Below are 17407 nucleotides of genomic sequence, written 5' to 3' on the forward strand. Positions count from 1 at the left end.
TCGCCCGTTCGTTGTTTCGTAACGGCCCAGTTCCAGACGCTTCCCGCTTTCCACCGGACTATGCGCCGTGATCGGCGTCTTTTTCCGGTCCTGTCGGCACGGCGGGCTGGCCCACTACGCCTTTTGGACTGGTTGTCGGTTTAGCGCGCTTTCGCTACAAAAGCCATGTCGTAGATCAACTACACTGCGGTGTAGTGTACTTATCCCTACGAACACTCTTTTGACGCAAAAATATACACAACCAGAAGTTATTTAAACGCTGGCTGCATCTCAGCTCTGGATCTGGTCCCCGCCTATCTCGCCCTGGTTTTGCCCACCGGAGACGTCGCTCCCGAAGCATGACCAGGTCCAGCCTCAAACTCCCAGCTCCCGGCTTTGCATGGCGCGCTGTCTTCCCCCCGCGCCCCGCGGTCGCCTTGGAAACGGCTTGCTGAAAACGTTCCGTTTCAAGCAAGACCTTTCATCATAGGTCTTGGCACAGCTAAGCCTTTTGTGCAAGCACCGCGGCACTACGAAAGGTCAATCGAACGTTAGCGGCAACGGCGTTCAGCCATTGGAACCGTTGGACGCACCCGTCGAGGCGGATCGCCGCCGGCGAGAAACCACGGGAATCAAGGCCTTCCGTTGGCGTTGCCGGTTCCCGGCCGCCTCGGTTTGCCGGCCGGGGACTGGCGCGCTTTTCGGCATCGCTGGCTCAAGAAAAAGCAGGCCCGCCCCGGCGGGCCGCTTGCCCGGGCCGCCGGGGCCCTGATATCTCACTTGAGGCCTATTCGAGCCATGCGGAATCGGCCCGGTTCCGCCGACAAATCCGGGACGCGAATTCATCAGCCGACGGGGCGCCATGGAACAGCAGCAAGACCCGGTCATCGTTCGCCATCGGGAGCTCGAGCGGATCGCCAACATGGCTCTTCGGGCCGGCCGGATCATGATGGAGAGCGGCGCATCGGTGTCCGTGGTCCATGCCGGCGTCGGCATGATCGCCCGCGGCTTCGGCGTCGAGGACGTCGGCATGCGCTCGGGCTACGCGTCGCTGGAGATCACCGTCCACGCCGGCGGCAATACCATCACCCGCATGATGCAGGTCGGCCGGCTCGGGGTGAATCACCGCCTCGACCAGGCGGTCCGGCGCCTTGCGGTGCGCGTGTCGCAGGGCGGCATGAGCGTCGACGAGGTGGACGCCGAGATCGGCCGCCTGGTCCGGGAAACGCCGCGCCATCCGGCCTGGGTGGTGGCGGTGGCCGTCGGCATCGCCTGCGCGTCGTTCGGCCGGCTGCTCGGCATCGACTGGCCGGCCTTCGCCGCGGTTCTGGTGGCGGGAACGGTGGGGCAGTACGTGCGCCACCAGTTGCTGCACCACGGCGTCAACATATTCATCGTCGCCGGTCTCATCGCCTTCCTGGCGGCGACGCTGGGCGGCATCGGCTCGATCCTCCTGAAAAGCGGTACGGTCAGCCTTGCCATGATGGCGTCGATCCTGCTGCTGGTGCCCGGCGTTCCCTCCACCAACGCCCAGACCGACATCATGGACGGCTATCCCACCATGGGCAGCGCCAGGGCCGTCTGGGTGCTGATGATCATGGTGTTCGCCTCCGTCGGCGTCTGGTTCGCGGAAGCCCTGCTCGGTTTGAGGTCGCTCTGATGCTGGAACTCCTGCCGCACCTCCTGCATCAGGCGCTGTTCGGGGCGCTCGCCGCCGCCGGCTTCGGCGTGCTGTTCAACTTCGGCTTCCGGGCGCTGCCCTGGTGCGCGGCGGCCGGCGCGCTGGCGCTGGCGGTGCGCACCGTCGGCCAGGATCTCGCCTGGAGCCTCGAAGGCGCCTCGTTCGCGGCCGCCATCGTTACGAGCTGCTCGGTGTCGCTGCTCCGCAGGCAGCTCGGCCCGGCCTGCAACGCCGTGGCGCTTGCCGGCTGCATCCCGATGGTGCCGGGCGCCTTCTTCGGGCAGGCGCTCCTGGGCTTCCTGTCGGTCACCGCGCCCAACCTCGTCGACGCCGAGGCGACGCTGATTGTCGCCGTCCAGTCGTTGCTGCGGGTGATCTTTACCCTCGGGGCGATCGGCGCCGGCCTGCTCATTCCGGCGCAACTTCTCAAGAACCAGGATTTCTAGGAGACCTTTCCGAAATTCTACTCCGGCGGCCGTCTGACCCGGTTTTCTCCGCTTCCGGTGCTCACGGACTTCAACGTCCGCTCCCGCTCCGGTTCTCGAAAACCGTGCCAGCCGACTCCCCGGAGCGAATTTCAGAAAGGCCTCTGACGGTATCTTCTGTGTTGGCGCACACTGGACAAACGGCCCTCCGAGCAGGTAAAGCCTTTCGCATTCAAGCAAGCCGCTTACCCGCGTTGTCTGCGGGAGTGAGCGAGAGAGGACCGATGATGATCCACGTGACTTTCCCCGATGGTTCGCTGCGCGAATATGCTCCGGGGACCACCGGCGCCGAGATCGCCGCCCAGATTTCCAAATCGCTATCGAAGAAGGCCGTCGCCATGGCGCTCGACGGCGTGCTCTCCGACCTCAACGATCCCATCGTCACCGACGCCCGGCTCGAGATCGTGACGCGCGACGACCCGCGCGCCCTCGAGCTGATCCGCCACGACGCGGCGCATGTGATGGCCGAGGCGGTGCAGGAGCTGTTTCCCGGCACGCAGGTGACCATCGGGCCGGTGATCGAGAACGGCTTCTACTACGACTTCTACCGTCCGGAAGGGCCGTTCACCACCGACGACCTGCCGAAGATCGAGGCGAAGATGCGGGAGATCATCGCCCGCGACAAGCCGTTCACCAAGGAAGTGTGGAGCCGCGACGAGGCCAAGGACTGGTTCGCCAAGAAGGGCGAGGCGTTCAAGGTCGAGCTGGTCGACGCCATTCCGGCCGACCAGAACATCAAGATGTATGCCCAGGGCGGCTGGATGGACCTCTGCCGCGGCCCGCACATGACCTCCACCGGCAAGATCGGCAACGCCTTCAAGCTGATGAAGGTGGCCGGCGCCTATTGGCGCGGCGATTCCGACCGCGAAATGCTGACCCGCATCTACGCCACCGCCTGGCACACCGAGGAAGACCTCAAGGCCTACCTCACCATGCTGGAGGAGGCCGAAAAGCGCGACCACCGCCGCCTCGGCCGCGAAATGGACCTGTTCCACTTCCAGGAAGAGGGACCGGGCGTCATCTTCTGGCACCAGAAGGGCTGGGCGATGTTCCAGGAGCTGACCGCCTACATGCGGCGGCGGCTGAAGGGCGACTACCAGGAGGTCAACGCGCCGCAGGTGCTCGACAAGGTGCTGTGGGAGACCTCCGGCCACTGGAGCTCTTACAGGGAGAACATGTTCGCCGTGCAGTCGGCCGGCGACGAGGCCGAGGACAAGCGCATCTTCGCGCTGAAGCCGATGAACTGCCCCGGCCACGTGCAGATCTTCAAGCACGGCCTCAAGAGCTACCGCGACCTGCCGATGCGCCTCGCCGAGTTCGGCGCCGTGCACCGCTACGAGCCGTCGGGTGCCATGCACGGGCTGATGCGGGTGCGCGGCTTCACGCAGGACGACGCGCATATCTTCTGCACCGAGGCCGACATAGCCGCCGAGTGCCACAAGATCAACGACCTGATTCTGTCGGTTTACGAGGACTTCGGCTTCAACGAGATCATGGTGAAGCTGTCGACCCGGCCGGAGAAGCGCGTCGGCTCGGACGATCTCTGGGATCACGCCGAGGAGGTGATGACCCGCGTGCTCGGCGAGATCGCCGAGCGGTCGAACGGCCGCATCAAGACCGGCATCAACCCGGGCGAGGGCGCCTTCTACGGCCCGAAGTTCGAGTACACGCTACGCGACGCCATCGGCCGCGAGTGGCAGTGCGGCACCACGCAGGTCGACTTCAACCTGCCGGACCGCTTCGGCGCCTTCTACGTCGACGCCGACGGCGGCAAGAAGACGCCGGTGATGATCCACCGCGCCATCTGCGGCTCGATGGAACGCTTCCTCGGCATCCTGATCGAGAACTTCGCCGGTCACTTCCCGCTGTGGTTCGCGCCGGCGCAGGTGATGGTCACCACCATCACCTCCGAGGCCGATGGCTACGCGCAGGAGGTCTACCAGAAGCTCTTGAAGGCCGGCGTGCGCGTCGACATCGACCTCCGCAACGAGAAGATCAACTACAAGGTCCGCGAGCATTCGCTCAGCAAGATCCCGCTGATCTTCGTCTGCGGCCGCAAGGAGGCGGAGGAGAAGTCGGTCAACGTCCGCACGCTCGGCTCGCAGCATCCGAAGTCGATGCCGCTCGACGAGGCGCTGTCCATGGTCAAGGCGGAGATCGTGCCGCCGGACGTCAAGCGGGCGCTTCTCGAGGCGTAGGCGACATCCTGTCTTGCCGGAAATTCAGAAGGCCCGGAGCGATCCGGGCCTTTGTCATGTAGGCGGCTCAGGCGGCATCCTTTGGAGCCACTGTCAGCCGGAGGCCGAGCGCCTTCGCGACGCCCAGCAGCGTCGACAATCGCGGATCACCCTTGTCGCTGAGGGCGCGATAGAGCGCCTCGCGGGTGATGCCGGCTTCGCGGGCCACTTCAGTCATGCCGCGTGCCCGCGCCACGACGCCGAGCGCCTCCGCCACGTAGGCGGGCTCGCCGCTGTCGAAGGCGTCGACGAGAAGCTCGATCTGCGCGGTCTCCGAGCCAAGATGGTCGGCCGCGTCGAAAGGAACGGTTTCACGTACCATCGCTATACCTCCGAAGCCATCAGTTTGGCGCGAGCGATATCCGCTGGCTGGGTTCGCTTGTCGCCACCGCAGAGCAGGATGATCAGAACGTTCCCGCGTCGCACGAAGTAAACGCGATATCCGGGGCCGTAATCGACCCGAAGCTCTCCGAGACCCTCGAAGAATTTGGCGTCGCCGAACAATCCCGCCTGAAGACGCACAAGGCGCTGAGCGATCCGCTCCCGTGCTCGCCGGTCCCTGAGAGAGGCGAGCCAGTCACGGAACTCCAGCGTCTGGCGAACTTCGACCATTTGTAACTTATAAATTACATCAGGGATATCGGCAAGCCAGTCCTTCGATCAGCCCGGCACAAGCTCCACCGGCTAGGTTTACACCGCAACCCGCTGCAGGAAGCCGTCGATCGCCGCTTCGAGATCGCGGGTCTGGCTGAGCACCAAAGCGGCGGCCGTCTCGACGTGGCGGGCGGTGTCGGAGGTCTTGCCGATCGCTTCGACCACATGGCCGACGCTCTCGGACACGGTGACCGTGTTGCCGGAGGCGTCGCTGACGTTGCGGCTGATCTCGTTGGTGGAGGCCTCCTGCTGCTCGACGGCCGAGGCGATGCCGAGCGTCGCGCGGTTCACCTCCTCCATGGTGGCGGCGATGGCGCGGATCGATTCCACGGCTTCCGCGGTCGAGGCCTGCATCTCGGATATCTGGCTGGCGATCTGCTCGGTGGCGCGCGAGGTCTGGTCGGAGAGGCCCTTCACCTCGGCGGCGACGACGGCAAATCCCTTGCCGGCCTCGCCGGCCCGCGCCGCCTCGATGGTGGCATTGAGCGCCAAGAGATTGGTCTGCTCGGCGATCGAGCGGATCAGCGTCACCACCTGACCGACACGGCTGGCGGCATCGGCGAGGCCGGCCACTTGGTCGTTGGTGCGGCGGGCGCCCTCGGTGGCGCTGCCGATGACGGTGGTGGTGCGGCTGACGTGGCTCACCACCTCGCTGATCGACGACGCCAGTTCCTCGGCGGCGCCGGCGACGACGGTGACCTTTTCCGAGGCGCCCTGCGAGGCGGCCGAGGCGCTCTCGGCCTGCGTCCGGGTGCGGCCGGCCTCGTCGAGCAACTCGTCGGCGGCGCTCTGCATGCCGGCCATGGTGTCGGTGACGGCGCGGGTCAGCTCGCCGGCCACCGAGCGGAAGTCGCGCACCGCCGCCTCGAAGGTCTGCTGGCGCTGGAACCGCGCCTCGGCGTCGCTGCGCTGCTCGCTTTCCAGGCGGGCCTTCTCGGCCTGGTTGGCCTGGAAGACGGCCAGCGTGCGGGCCATGGCGCCGATCTCGTCGGCGCGGTCGGTATCGGCGACGGTCGCCGCCTCGCCGCGCGACAGGACGTCCATGGTGGCGCGGATGCGGCCGAGCGGGCTGGTGATCGAGCGGCTGATCTGCCAACTGATCAGGCCGCCGGCCAGCAGGGTCAGCGGCACGACGACGAAGATCAGGCGCAGCACGAATTCGGTGCCCTTGGTGAAGGCCTCGGCGGTCGACCGGTTGAGGTCGCCGGCGGCGCGCTTGATGGCGCTGGTCAGCGGCTCGGCCAGATCGAAGGACAGCGAGGTCTGGTCGGCCACCTTCACCCAGGACGTATAGAGCTCGACATAGGAGGTGAACGCCGTGGAATAGGCGGCGAGCCGTGCCTTGAGCGCGTCCTTGACCTCCGGAGCGAGCGGGGTCTTGTCGAGCTCGCGGGTGAAGCGGCCGGCGGCGGCATCGAAGGCGCCCGAGCTCGGCCCGTCATGGCGCAGCATGAATTCGGCGCGCGCCTGGTTGAGCTGGGCGAAAGCTTGGATGACGCGCACGGTGTCGGGGTTCTGGCCGCTCTTCGATGCCTTGTTGACGTCGGTGCGCAGCGCCTGGAAGGCGGTTTCCATGTCGCCGCGAATGCCGTCTTCGTCGGCGAAGCCGAGCTTCACCTGGCCGCCCTTCACCTCGGCGAACTGTCCGGCGATCTTGTCGAGCAGCGCCGCGAGCTGGCCGGCCTCGGCGGTCGCGGCGCCGACGGCGCCGGCCGCCGTGCCGAGCCGCCGTATGGTGTCGTGCGTCTCGTCGATCAGGCCGTCGATCTCGGCCACCCGCTCGGGCGTCGGGGCGACCATGAACAGCCGCTCCTTGGCGGCGAGCTTGTTGGCAAGGCTCTGCGTCTGCTCGGACAACAGCGACAGGCCGGTGGCGGCCGACGACGTCTCCTCCAGCGAGCGCATGGATACCACGGCATAGCCGCCGGTACCGGAGACGACGATCAGCCCGGCGAGCCAGACGAGCGATAGCGAGGCGACCTTGAGACGGATGGAAAGCCCGCCACGAGAGCGACGCGAGCCAGCCGGCCTTGAACGAAACAACATGCCGAATCCCCTATTTGTTTTGGCTCCAGTAGACTTTTGGTTGATTAACGGCGGGCTAATCCGGCCGCAGAAGTCGAGAGGGAGTCGGGCTGGGGTTTAACCTTGGTTAAATGCCGAAAAATGCATATTAATCCGGCAACCGCCTGCCGTTTCTCTTGTCATTTCCTGCGGAGAGGGATTGGGGAAGTTGAATCCGGGCTGCTTTTGCCTTTATCTCGGGCATCGAATGCCAAAAATAAGGGCAAAATTAATGCGCGCAATTTGCGTGAAGATACGCGGTCCGGCCATGTAAGTATTCTTGCGTCTATTCTGTTGAGAACCGGCGGCCGTGTCGTTAGCGTCGACCTTCTGCCTAGCCTCCCATCCACCTGCGGCGAAGCCGGTCAGAGCCTGAGGAAGCGCCTCAAAAAAAGCGCGACCTCACCGGCGGCAGCCTGTAACGTGGCGGTTCGTTTTCACCGGACCGCTTCGCAATGAACGTCACGCTCCGCCCCGGCTTTGGTCATTCCGCCTGCCCGCACGACTGCCCGTCGACCTGCGCGCTCGACGTCGAGCTGAAGCCGGACGGCAGCATCGGCCGACTGCGCGGCTCGCCGGACAACAGCTACACGGCCGGCGTCATCTGCGCCAAGGTCGGCCGCTACGCCGAGCGGCTCTATCATCCCGACCGGCTCATGAAGCCGCTCATCAACGTCGGCGCCAAGGGGGAGGGGCGGTTCCAGGAGATTTCCTGGGAGGAGGCGCTCGACCGGGTCGCCGACGCCTTTCTCGAGGCCGAGCGGCAGTTCGGCGCCGAAAGCGTCTGGCCCTACAAGTATGCCGGCACCATGGGCCTGGTGCAGCGCGACAGTCTCGAACGGCTGAGGCACGTCAAGAAATATTCGCGCAGCCACGACACCATCTGCGTGACGCCGGCCTGGACCGGGTGGATCGCCGGCACCGGCCTTCTCGCCGGACCGGACCCGCGCGAGATGGCGATCTCCGACTGTATCGTCATCTGGGGCACCAACGCGGTGACGACGCAGGTCAACGTGATGACCCACGCCATCCGCGCCCGCAAGAGCCGCGGCGCCAAGATCGTCGCCGTCGACGTCTACGAGACCGAGACGGTGCGGCAGGCCGACCTCGGGCTGGTGCTGAGGCCGGGCTCCGACGCGGCGCTCGCCTGCGCCGTCATGCACATCGCCTTCCGCGACGGCTATGCCGACCGCGCCTACATGGAAAAATACGCCGATGCGCCGGCCGAGCTCGAGGCGCATCTCGCATCGCGGACGCCGGAATGGGCGGCGGCGATCACCGGCCTCTCGGTGGCCGAGATCGAGGCGTTCGGCAGGCTGGTGGGCACGACGCCGCGCAGCTATTTCCGCCTCGGCTACGGCTTCACGCGGTCGCGCAACGGCGTCGTCTCGATGCACGCGGCGCAGTCGATCGCCACCGTGCTCGGCCTCTGGCCGCGCGAAGGGGCCGGCGCCTTCCACAGCAACGGCGCCATCTTCCGCCTCGACAAGACGATGATCGAGGGCGAGGACGTGGAAGACCAAAGTGTCCGCCACCTCGACCATTCGCGCGTCGGGCCGGTGCTGGTGGGCGAGGCCGCGGCGCTGAAAGGCGGGCCGCCGGTCAAGGCGATGATCATCCAGAACTGCAACCCGATGACGGTGACGCCCGAGCAGGACAAGGTGCGGCGCGGTTTCTCACGCGACGACCTGTTCGTCTGCGTGCACGAGCAGTTCATGACCGACACGGCGAAGGTGGCCGACATCGTGCTGCCGGCCACCATGTTCCTGGAGCACGACGACATCTACAAGGCCGGCGGTCAGCAGAGCCTGCTGTTCGGGCCGAAGCTCGCCGAGCCGCCGGAAGGGCCGCGCGAGAATATCTACGTTGTCAACGAGCTGGCGAAGCGTCTCGGCGCCGAGCATCCCGGCTTCCGGATGACGGCGCGCGAACATGTGGACTGGATGCTCAGGTACTCCGGGCTCGGCACGCTCGCCGAACTCGAGGAAAAGCGCTTCCTCGACCTGCAGCCGGATTTCGACACGGCGCATTACGTGAGCGGCTTCGCCTATCCGGACGGCAAGTTCCGCTTCAAGCCGGACTGGGCCAACGTCAAGTCGTCCAACATCGGGCCGATGGGGCCATGGCGGGACATGCCGTCGCTGCCGGACTACTGGCCGGTGGTGGAACAGGCGGACAAGACGCATCCCTTCCGCCTCGTCACCGCCCCGGCGCGCAACTTCCTCAACACGTCGTTCGGCGAGACGCCGACCTCGGCGGGGCGCGAGGGGCGGCCGACGCTGAAGGTGCGGCCCGATGACGCGGCCCGGCTGGGGATCGCCGACGGCGACGCCGTGGTGATCGGCAACCATCGCGGCCGCGTCGAGCTCAACGCCGAGCTGTTCGAGGGCTTGCAGGCCGGCGTGGTGGTCGCCGAGGGCATCTGGGCCAACCGGGCGCATGGGGGCGGGGTCGGCATCAATATGCTGACCGGCTCGGACGAGATCGCGCCGTTCGGCGGCGCGGCCTTCCACGACACCAAGGTCTGGCTCAGGAAATTGTGACCAATGTGCAAGGGTTGGGCCGAAAAATGGCGGGCACCGGCGGATGCCGATTGCGGGAGCCGGCGGCCTTGCCCTAAGACACCGCGGTTTCGGGGCCGCGCGGCGTGGCCTGCCGATTCTTTCAAGACGAGGCCATGATGCGGGTCATTTCCGGTGTGGTTGCCGCCGTTGCGCTTGCGGCCGGCGTGGTGGGTGCATTGCCGGCGAGCGCCGACACGATTTCCCGCGATACGCTGTCGCGCAAATTCCTCGATTATTGCGTCAACACGCAATATCGGGTCGAGGGCATCGACCGGAATTCCATGATCGACCGCTGCCGCAAGGCCTCCCAGGTGGCGATGACGCAGTTCGAGGGCAACAGCTTCGACGCGCCGTCCCGCTCGAAGTTCACCGCCGAGCAGGACCAGGCGATCCGCGCCGCCGTCGCCGCTGCCTTCGCGCGGAAATAATCCCGCTCCTAAATCCGCAAGATATCGCCGCCGCCGGTCTTTGCCCGGCGGTGAAGGCGTGTCCTTACGCCATGATCGCCTTGACGCCGTCGGCGACGAACTGCACGGCCAGCGAGGCGAGCAGTACGCCGAGGAGCCGCGTCAGCACGTTGCGGCCGGTGTCGCCGAGATAGCGATCGATGCGGTCGGCGGCGAGGAAGATGGCGAAGGACAGCGCGATGATGGCGGCGATGATCAGCACCAGCGTCGCCATGGTCAGCGCATCGTGCGCCTGGGTGGCCAACAGGATGGTGGCCGAGATGGCGCCGGGGCCGGCAAGGAAGGGAATGGCGATCGGGAACACCGCGAGGTGGCGGATGTCCTCGCCGATCGGCTGCGGATGACCGACGGCGACGTCGGCGTGCCCGCCCTTGTCGCCGCCGCCCGACTTCGGCTTCTCGAACACCATCTCGAAGGCGATCCAGAACAGCAGCAGGCCGCCGGCGATGCGGAAGGCCGGCATGGAAATGCCGAGGAAGGTGAGGATGCCGGCGCCGACAAAGGCGAAGGCGATCAGCACCAGAAAGGCGATGACCGAGGCGCGCACGGCCACGGCGCGGCGCATGTCGGGGCGGGCGCCCGCCGTCAATGCCAGGACGAGCGGCGCGAGCCCCACCGGGTCGATGGTGACGAAAAGTGTCGCGAAGGCATTGAGGATATAGTCGATCGGCATGGCCTGTCCGCCGTTTCGGAAGTTGTCCGTTGCTCTGCCAGAAAAGCGGCGGCGCCGGAAGGGGGCGGACGGCCCGACCGCCGCGATCGAGAGGAAAAGACGTGGCCATTCCCGCCAGCAAGACCGAACTCGCCAAAGCCATTCGCGTCAACTATATGAAACTGCGTACCGATCTCGACAGCGTGCCCGAGGCGCTCTGGCGCGAGCCGACGCTCGAAGGCCATGCCAGGGATACGCGCATGAGCGTGCACGATCTCGTCGCCTATCTCACCGGCTGGTGCGAACTGGTGCTGAAGTGGCACGCGGGCCGGAGAGCGGGCCTGCCGGTGGATTTTCCCGAGACCGGCTACAAGTGGAACGAGCTCGGCCGCCTGGCGCAGAAGTTCTACGCCGATCATGCCGGCCTCTCCCGCCAGGCGCTGCTCGACCGCCTCGACATCGCCAAGGACCGCATCCTCGCCGTCATCGACGAGACGGAAAACGACGAGCTCTACGGCAAGCCCTGGTACGAGAGCCATACCTTCGGCCGGATGATCCAGTTCAATACCTCGTCGCCGTTCGACAACGCCCGCAAGCGTCTGCGCCGCTGGAAGAAGGAAAAGGGACTCCGCTGATCCGGCCGGCTTGGCGGAAGCCGTTTTCCGCTGGACAAACCGGTCGTTCCGTGGTCTTTGCGCCGCCACAGCATGATCAGGACCGGCTGCCGTGCGGCGGCGCCTCTCGCATCGCTCCATCCGGAGCGTGGCGGCGTTCTGAAACGACGATTCAGCGCGGACGGGGTCCCGGAGGCTGCTCCGGTCGATCCGGCGCCTGGGAGACATTGGGACCATGACCGACGACCGATCCGGCGCCAGATCCGAGCCGCGCCCGGCCAACCAGCGCGGCGCCGCCCGCCTCGCCGCCGTGCAGGCGCTCTACCAGCTTGAGATCGGCGGCGGCGACCTCCTGGACGTGGTGCAGGAGTTCGAGGCGTTCCGGCTCGGCAAGGAGCTCGACGGTTTCGAATATCGGCAGGCCGACGCCGGCTGGTTCCGCGACATCGTCGGCGGCGTCGTCACCGACCAGCGGACCATCGATCCCATGGTGCATACGGCGCTGGCCGAGGACTGGCCGCTGAAGCGCGTCGACGCGACGCTGCGCGCCATCCTGCGCTGCGGCGCCTACGAGCTGCTGCGGCGCGGCGACGTGCCGGGCCGGGTGATCATTTCCGAATATATCGACGTCGCCCGCGCCTTCTTCGAGGACGACGAGCCGCGCCTCGTCAACGGCGTGCTCGACCGCATCGCCCACGAAACCCGGCCCGACGAGTTCCCGAAAGAGGGGGCCTGACATGGCGGCGGCGGGCGGCATCGGTGAATTCGAGCTGATCGCCCGCGTGTTCGCGCCGCTGGCGGCCGACGGCGCCCTCGGGCTGACCGACGACGCCGCCTTCTATCGCCCGCGCCCCGGCCGCGATCTCGTGCTGACCAAGGACGAGGTGGTGAGCGGCGTGCATTTCTTCGCCGACGATCCCTGGGACGCGGTGGCCAGGAAGGCGCTGCGCGTCAACCTTTCCGACCTCGCCGCCAAGGGCGCGACGCCGGTCGGCTATCTCCTGGCCCTCGGCCTGCCGAAGGACTTCAGCGTCGATCAGATCGACGCGCTGGGCGCCGGCCTGGCCGCCGATCAGGCGGCCTACGGCCTGTCGCTCTACGGCGGCGACACGGTGCGTTCGCCGGCCGGCCTGACGCTGTCGGTGACGGCGATCGGCGAGGTGAAGCAGGGCGGCATGGTGCGGCGCGGCGGCGCGCGGGCCGGCGACACCATCGTCGTCACCGGCACGATCGGCGACGCGGCGCTCGGCCTGGCGCTGCGCCTCGACCCGGCGCTTTCCGGCCGCCTCGGCCTTCCGGACGTCCATCGCGACCATCTTCTCGACCGCTACCTGCTGCCGCGGCCGCGCGGCGCGCTGGCCACGGCGGTCGCCGACTGCGCCTCCGGCGGCATGGACATTTCCGACGGTCTCGTCGGCGACCTCGGCAAGATGGCGGCGGCCTCCGGCGTGGCCATCGACATCGACGCCGACCGGGTGCCGCTGTCGGACGCCGCGCAGGCGGCGGTGGCGGCCGAGCCGCGTCTCCTCGCCGTGGCGCTGACCGGCGGCGACGACTACGAGCTGGCGCTGTCCATTCCGGAGGCGAAGGTCGCGGCTTTTCTCGCCGCCGCTGCGGCGGCCGGTATCGGCGCCGTGCCGATCGGCCGGGCGAGGGCGGGCGAGGGGATCGCGGTTCGCGGCAACCATCCGGCGCTCGCCGATCTCGGGTCGGGCTCCTACCGGCATTTCTGAAGCTTCGGTCCGAAAAGTTTCAAAGTTTCGGAATAAGCGGATGAGAAGGCAGGAGTCTTGCTTGCGTCGCCAAAGGCGAGTCGGTAGACCTCGGCGGGCTCGCTTTTTGGGCAATCGCCGACCGTTTTTCCGAGCCGTTCTTTTCTTTTGTATTTTCCGGAGGGCCGATGTTCCGCAAACTTTACGACTGGACCATGTCGCTGGCCGGCAGCCGCAAGGCCGGCACGTGGCTCGCCGCCGTTTCCTTCGCGGAAAGCTCGTTCTTCCCCATCCCGCCCGACGTGATGCTGGTGCCGATGGTGCTGGCGCGCCGCGACAAGGCCTTCACCTATGCGCTGATCTGCACCATCGCCTCGGTGCTCGGCGGCATTCTCGGCTACGCCATCGGCCTGTTCCTGTTCGACAGCGTCGGCGCCTGGCTGATCCGCGTCTACGGCTACGGCCAGAGCTTCGACGACTTCCGCGCCGCCTATGCCCACTACGGCGCCTGGATCATCCTGATCAAGGGGCTGACGCCGATCCCCTTCAAGCTGGTCACCATCGCCTCGGGCTTTGCCGCCTACAACTTCCCGCTGTTCGTCCTGCTCTGCGTCGTCACGCGCGGCGTCCGCTTCTTCCTCGTCGCCTTCCTGCTGCGCCTGTTCGGCGAGCCGGTGCGCGAGTTCATCGAGCGGCGGCTCGACGCGGTGATGTGGGGCCTGCTGATCGTCATCGTCGGCGGCTTCGTGGCGGCGCGCTACGTCGTGTGACGGCGCGTCCGCGCCCGGTTTCGGCGGCGGACGAGGCGGAATGGTCGCGGTTTCGCCCCGAATGGGGACAAATCCATAAAATCGTCCGCTTCGGGCTTTCACGCCCTTGACGTTACCAAACGAGACTATATCGGTAATCCCGCCCTCGTATCTGTCCGCAGAACGGGATCGACGCCGCATGCCGGCGCGTTCTGCAAGGCGGAAGACAAGAGGGTCGCTCCCAAGGCGAACGGGCACGGGAACCGCAAGGCTTCCAAGGGGCGTTCGCCTTCGGTTCGTGGCGCCAAGGCCGGGCCCATAAGTGCCCGGCACTGCGGAGGGATCATGTACGTTCTTTACATCGCGATCATTTGCGGGCTGTTGTCCATCGCCTACGGCGTATGGGCGATCAAGTCCGTCATGGCATCGGACGCGGGCAGCGCCCGCATGCAGGAAATCTCAGGGGCTGTCGCCGAGGGTGCCAAGGCCTACCTCAAGCGCCAGTACACCACGATCGGCATCGTCGGCGTGGTCATCCTGGTGGTGATCGCGCTGCTGCTCGGCCTGCCGGTCGCCATCGGCTTCCTGATCGGCGCCGTTCTGTCGGGCCTCGCCGGCTTCATCGGCATGAACGTGTCGGTGCGTGCCAACGTCCGCACCGCCGCCGCCGCCATGCAGTCGCTGGCCGGCGGTCTCAACATCGCCTTCAAGGCGGGCGCCGTCACCGGCCTCCTGGTGGCCGGCCTGGCGCTGCTCGGCGTCGCCGTCTACTTCTGGGTGCTGACCGGCCTGGCCGGCTATGCCGTCAACGACCGCACGGTCATCGACGCCCTCGTCGCCCTCGGCTTCGGCGCCTCGCTGATCTCCATCTTCGCCCGTCTCGGCGGCGGCATCTTCACCAAGGGCGCCGACGTCGGCGCCGACCTGGTCGGCAAGGTCGAGGCCGGTATTCCGGAAGACGATCCGCGCAACCCGGCCACCATCGCCGACAACGTCGGCGACAACGTCGGCGACTGCGCCGGCATGGCCGCCGACCTGTTCGAGACCTACGCGGTGACCGTGGTCGCCACCATGGTGCTCGCCTCGATCTTCTTTGCGACCTCGCCGATCCTCGCGGACGCGATGTTCTATCCGCTGCTGATCTGCGGCGCCTGCATCATCACCTCGATCATCGGCACCTTCTTCGTGAAGCTGGGCGCCAACAACTCGATCATGGGCGCCCTCTACAAGGGCCTGTGGGCGACCTCGATCCTGTCGATCGTCGGCCTCGGCGGCGCCACCTCGCTGACCATCGGCTGGGGCGAGATCGGCGTCGTCGACGGTATTGCGCTGACCGGCACCAAGCTGTTCGTCTGCGGCATCCTGGGCCTGGTGGTCACCGGCCTGATCGTCTGGATCACCGAGTACTACACCGGCACCGGCAAGCGCCCGGTCAACTCGATCGCCCAGGCGTCGGTCACCGGCCACGGCACCAACGTCATCCAGGGTCTCGCCGTGTCGCTCGAATCGACGGCTCTTCCGGCGCTGGTCATCGTCGGCGGCATCATCGCCACCTACCAGCTCGGCGGCCTGTTCGGCACGGCCATCGCGGTGACCACCATGCTCGGCCTCGCCGGCATGATCGTGGCGCTCGACGCCTTCGGTCCGGTCACCGACAACGCCGGCGGCATCGCCGAGATGGCCGGCCTGCCCAAGGACGTCCGCCACACCACCGATGCGCTCGACGCCGTCGGCAACACCACCAAGGCCGTCACCAAGGGCTATGCCATCGGTTCGGCCGGCCTCGGCGCGCTGGTGCTGTTCGCCGCCTACACGAACGACATCAAGCATTTCGCCGAGAGCGGCGTCAGCTACTTCCAGGGTGTTGGTCCCATCGACCTGTCGCTGTCCAACCCCTACGTGGTGGCCGGCCTGCTGTTCGGCGGTCTGATCCCCTACCTGTTCGGCGGTATCGCCATGACCGCCGTCGGCCGCGCCGCCGGCGCGGTGGTCGAGGAAGTCCGTCGTCAGTTCAAGGAAAAGCCGGGCATCATGGCCGGCACCGACCGGCCGGACTACGGTCGCGCCGTCGACATGCTGACCAAGGCGGCCATCCGCGAGATGATCATCCCGTCGCTGCTGCCGGTGCTGTCGCCGCTAGTCGTCTACTTCGGCGTGCTCGCCGCCTCGGGCTCGAAGGCCAACGCCTTCGCCGCCCTCGGCGCTTCGCTGCTCGGCGTGATCGTCAACGGCCTGTTCGTCGCCATCTCGATGACCTCGGGCGGCGGCGCCTGGGACAACGCCAAGAAGAGCTTCGAGGACGGCTTCGTCGACAAGGACGGCGTCAAGCACTTCAAGGGTTCCGACGCCCACAAGGCCTCGGTGACCGGCGACACCGTCGGCGATCCCTACAAGGACACCGCCGGCCCGGCCGTCAACCCGGCGATCAAGATCACCAACATCGTGGCCTTGCTGCTGCTGGCGGTTCTCGCCCATAGCTGATAGACCACGTCAGTATTTCGACTGAACGGAGCGGCGGTCGGGCAACCGGCCGCCGCTTCGGCGTTTCGGGTGGCGCCGCTCGGCGCCGCCGACCAATATCCGGAATCATGACCATGACATCCGCTCAAGCCGAAGCGCCGGCCGGGTCCGGCCGCTATCGCGGCTTCGCCTTTGCCTTCCTGGCCTATCTTCTCTGGGGGTTCCTGCCCTTCTACATGAAGGCCGTCGCCCACATTTCGCCTTATGAGGTGGTGGCGCACCGCGTGCTGTGGTCGGTGCCGATCACAGCGGCGATTCTGGCGGCGCAGGGCGGCTTTTCGAGCTTCCTCGGCGTGTTCCGGCAGCCGCGCATGCTGGTCATGGGTTTTCTCACCGCCAGCCTGATCTCGGTGAACTGGGCGATCTACGTCTGGGCGATCGGCTCGGGCCGGGCGCTCGAATCGGCGCTCGGCTATTTCATCAATCCGCTGGTCAACGTCGCCCTCGGCACCATCTTTCTGGGAGAGCGGCTCAGCCGCGCGCAGATGTTCGCCGTGGGGCTCGCCGTGTTCGGCGTCGGCCTGATGACGGTGGAAAGCGGCGGCCTGCCGTGGGTGTCGCTGGCGCTGGCGCTGACCTTCGGCGTCTACGGCTATCTCAAGAAGACGCTGCCGATCGGACCGACGCAAGGCTTCCTTCTGGAAGTCGTGCTGATCTCGCCGCCGGCGCTCGTCTACATCGGCTGGCTGGCGGCGACCGGCGGCGGCCATTTTGCCGGCACCGGCATCGCCGCCACCGGTTCCGACACGCTGCTGCTGGCGGCGGCCGGCCTCGTCACGGCGGTGCCGCTCATCCTGTTCGTGTTCGGAGCGCGACTCCTGCGCTACTCGACCATCGGCCTGATGCAGTATATCGCGCCGACGATGATCTTCCTCACCGCCGTGTTCGTGTTCCACGAGCCGTTCTCGGCCGGCAAGCTGGTCGCCTTCCTGTTCATCTGGGCGGCGCTGGTCGTCTACACCGCGACGATGTTCTCCGGCCGCAAGGCGTGACGAAAAAGGGCGCGGCCGATGCCGCGCCCCTCGATCA

15 protein-coding genes are annotated in these 17407 nt (G+C 66.8%); 11 read left to right on the forward strand and 4 right to left on the reverse strand.

Annotation, left to right across the window (positions count from 1 at the left end):
- The first annotated feature begins 841 nt into the window (after positions 1 to 841).
- The 3 genes from CJ014_RS02120 to thrS all read left to right on the forward strand — a co-directional run bounded on the left by CJ014_RS02120 (position 842) and on the right by thrS (position 4343).
- Positions 842 to 1639: a threonine/serine exporter family protein gene (locus CJ014_RS02120; RefSeq protein WP_100078856.1), complete on the forward strand. Its 798-nt coding sequence runs from the start codon at positions 842 to 844 to the stop codon at positions 1637 to 1639.
- Positions 1639 to 2106, forward strand: coding sequence for a threonine/serine exporter family protein (locus CJ014_RS02125; RefSeq protein WP_100078857.1), 468 nt, complete (start codon positions 1639 to 1641; stop codon positions 2104 to 2106). The genes CJ014_RS02120 and CJ014_RS02125 overlap by 1 nt, the downstream gene beginning before the upstream one ends.
- Before the next feature lie 266 nt (positions 2107 to 2372).
- Positions 2373 to 4343, forward strand: a complete 1971-nt coding sequence (thrS, locus tag CJ014_RS02130; RefSeq protein ID WP_100079316.1) for a threonine--tRNA ligase — start codon at positions 2373 to 2375, stop codon at positions 4341 to 4343.
- A gap of 67 nt (positions 4344 to 4410) precedes the next feature.
- Here thrS and CJ014_RS02135 read toward each other — a convergent pair whose 3' ends face one another.
- From CJ014_RS02135 to CJ014_RS02145, 3 genes are all read right to left on the reverse strand, one after another.
- Positions 4411 to 4704 carry an addiction module antidote protein gene (locus tag CJ014_RS02135; RefSeq protein ID WP_100078858.1) on the reverse strand — a complete coding sequence of 98 codons (294 nt, stop codon included), beginning with the start codon at positions 4702 to 4704 and terminating at the stop codon, positions 4411 to 4413.
- Between the two features lie 2 nt (positions 4705 to 4706).
- The gene (locus tag CJ014_RS02140; RefSeq protein WP_100078859.1) at positions 4707 to 4994 is read right to left on the reverse strand and encodes a type II toxin-antitoxin system RelE/ParE family toxin; all 288 of its coding nucleotides are present in this window, start codon (positions 4992 to 4994) and stop codon (positions 4707 to 4709) included.
- A 78-nt stretch (positions 4995 to 5072) separates the two neighbouring features.
- Positions 5073 to 7082 (reverse strand): methyl-accepting chemotaxis protein, encoded by a 2010-nt coding sequence (locus CJ014_RS02145; RefSeq protein ID WP_100078860.1) that lies wholly within the window; start codon positions 7080 to 7082, stop codon positions 5073 to 5075.
- Positions 7083 to 7555: 473 nt separating this feature from the next.
- Between CJ014_RS02145 and CJ014_RS02150 the strand changes: the two genes are divergently transcribed.
- Both CJ014_RS02150 and CJ014_RS02155 read left to right on the forward strand, forming a co-directional pair.
- The gene (locus tag CJ014_RS02150) at positions 7556 to 9643 is read left to right on the forward strand and encodes a molybdopterin-containing oxidoreductase family protein (protein WP_100078861.1); all 2088 of its coding nucleotides are present in this window, start codon (positions 7556 to 7558) and stop codon (positions 9641 to 9643) included.
- A gap of 134 nt (positions 9644 to 9777) precedes the next feature.
- On the forward strand, positions 9778 to 10092 hold the full coding sequence (locus tag CJ014_RS02155; protein ID WP_100078862.1) for a hypothetical protein: 315 nt from the start codon (positions 9778 to 9780) through the stop codon (positions 10090 to 10092).
- Between the two features lie 64 nt (positions 10093 to 10156).
- Here the strand turns inward: CJ014_RS02155 and CJ014_RS02160 are convergent, their stop codons facing one another.
- Entirely contained in the window at positions 10157 to 10804 is a 648-nt protein-coding gene (locus CJ014_RS02160) for a MarC family protein (protein WP_100078863.1), read from the reverse strand.
- A gap of 101 nt (positions 10805 to 10905) precedes the next feature.
- On the opposite strand from CJ014_RS02160, the gene CJ014_RS02165 reads away from it, so the two are divergent.
- From CJ014_RS02165 to rarD, 6 genes are all read left to right on the forward strand, one after another.
- A complete protein-coding gene (locus CJ014_RS02165) occupies positions 10906 to 11418 on the forward strand; it encodes a ClbS/DfsB family four-helix bundle protein (RefSeq protein WP_100078864.1) in 513 nt (170 codons plus the stop codon).
- A gap of 214 nt (positions 11419 to 11632) precedes the next feature.
- Positions 11633 to 12133: a transcription antitermination factor NusB gene (gene nusB / locus CJ014_RS02170; protein ID WP_100078865.1), complete on the forward strand. Its 501-nt coding sequence runs from the start codon at positions 11633 to 11635 to the stop codon at positions 12131 to 12133.
- A 1-nt stretch (position 12134) separates the two neighbouring features.
- On the forward strand, positions 12135 to 13130 hold the full coding sequence (gene thiL / locus CJ014_RS02175; protein ID WP_100078866.1) for a thiamine-phosphate kinase: 996 nt from the start codon (positions 12135 to 12137) through the stop codon (positions 13128 to 13130).
- A 167-nt stretch (positions 13131 to 13297) separates the two neighbouring features.
- Positions 13298 to 13879, forward strand: coding sequence for a YqaA family protein (locus CJ014_RS02180; RefSeq protein WP_100078867.1), 582 nt, complete (start codon positions 13298 to 13300; stop codon positions 13877 to 13879).
- A 324-nt stretch (positions 13880 to 14203) separates the two neighbouring features.
- Entirely contained in the window at positions 14204 to 16339 is a 2136-nt protein-coding gene (locus CJ014_RS02185; RefSeq protein WP_100078868.1) for a sodium-translocating pyrophosphatase, read from the forward strand.
- Positions 16340 to 16452: 113 nt separating this feature from the next.
- Positions 16453 to 17370: an EamA family transporter RarD gene (gene rarD, locus CJ014_RS02190; RefSeq protein WP_245426998.1), complete on the forward strand. Its 918-nt coding sequence runs from the start codon at positions 16453 to 16455 to the stop codon at positions 17368 to 17370.
- Positions 17371 to 17407 lie beyond the last annotated feature (37 nt).

The sequence above is a fragment of the Pleomorphomonas carboxyditropha genome, from assembly GCF_002770725.1.
In the GTDB taxonomy this organism is placed as follows: domain Bacteria; phylum Pseudomonadota; class Alphaproteobacteria; order Rhizobiales; family Pleomorphomonadaceae; genus Pleomorphomonas; species Pleomorphomonas carboxyditropha.

What these genes read in the sequence shown, in the direction of transcription:
- CJ014_RS02120 (WP_100078856.1), top strand. Translation starts at nt 842, where the DNA reads ATGGAACAGCAGCAAGACCCGGTCATCGTTCGCCATCGGGAGCTCGAG.
- CJ014_RS02125 (WP_100078857.1), top strand. Translation starts at nt 1,639, where the DNA reads ATGCTGGAACTCCTGCCGCACCTCCTGCATCAGGCGCTGTTCGGGGCG.
- thrS (WP_100079316.1), top strand. Translation starts at nt 2,373, where the DNA reads ATGATCCACGTGACTTTCCCCGATGGTTCGCTGCGCGAATATGCTCCG.
- CJ014_RS02135 (WP_100078858.1), bottom strand. Translation starts at nt 4,704, where the DNA reads ATGGTACGTGAAACCGTTCCTTTCGACGCGGCCGACCATCTTGGCTCG.
- CJ014_RS02140 (WP_100078859.1), bottom strand. Translation starts at nt 4,994, where the DNA reads ATGGTCGAAGTTCGCCAGACGCTGGAGTTCCGTGACTGGCTCGCCTCT.
- CJ014_RS02145 (WP_100078860.1), bottom strand. Translation starts at nt 7,082, where the DNA reads ATGTTGTTTCGTTCAAGGCCGGCTGGCTCGCGTCGCTCTCGTGGCGGG.
- CJ014_RS02150 (WP_100078861.1), top strand. Translation starts at nt 7,556, where the DNA reads ATGAACGTCACGCTCCGCCCCGGCTTTGGTCATTCCGCCTGCCCGCAC.
- CJ014_RS02155 (WP_100078862.1), top strand. Translation starts at nt 9,778, where the DNA reads ATGATGCGGGTCATTTCCGGTGTGGTTGCCGCCGTTGCGCTTGCGGCC.
- CJ014_RS02160 (WP_100078863.1), bottom strand. Translation starts at nt 10,804, where the DNA reads ATGCCGATCGACTATATCCTCAATGCCTTCGCGACACTTTTCGTCACC.
- nusB (WP_100078865.1), top strand. Translation starts at nt 11,633, where the DNA reads ATGACCGACGACCGATCCGGCGCCAGATCCGAGCCGCGCCCGGCCAAC.
- thiL (WP_100078866.1), top strand. Translation starts at nt 12,135, where the DNA reads ATGGCGGCGGCGGGCGGCATCGGTGAATTCGAGCTGATCGCCCGCGTG.
- CJ014_RS02180 (WP_100078867.1), top strand. Translation starts at nt 13,298, where the DNA reads ATGTTCCGCAAACTTTACGACTGGACCATGTCGCTGGCCGGCAGCCGC.
- CJ014_RS02185 (WP_100078868.1), top strand. Translation starts at nt 14,204, where the DNA reads ATGTACGTTCTTTACATCGCGATCATTTGCGGGCTGTTGTCCATCGCC.
- rarD (WP_245426998.1), top strand. Translation starts at nt 16,453, where the DNA reads ATGACATCCGCTCAAGCCGAAGCGCCGGCCGGGTCCGGCCGCTATCGC.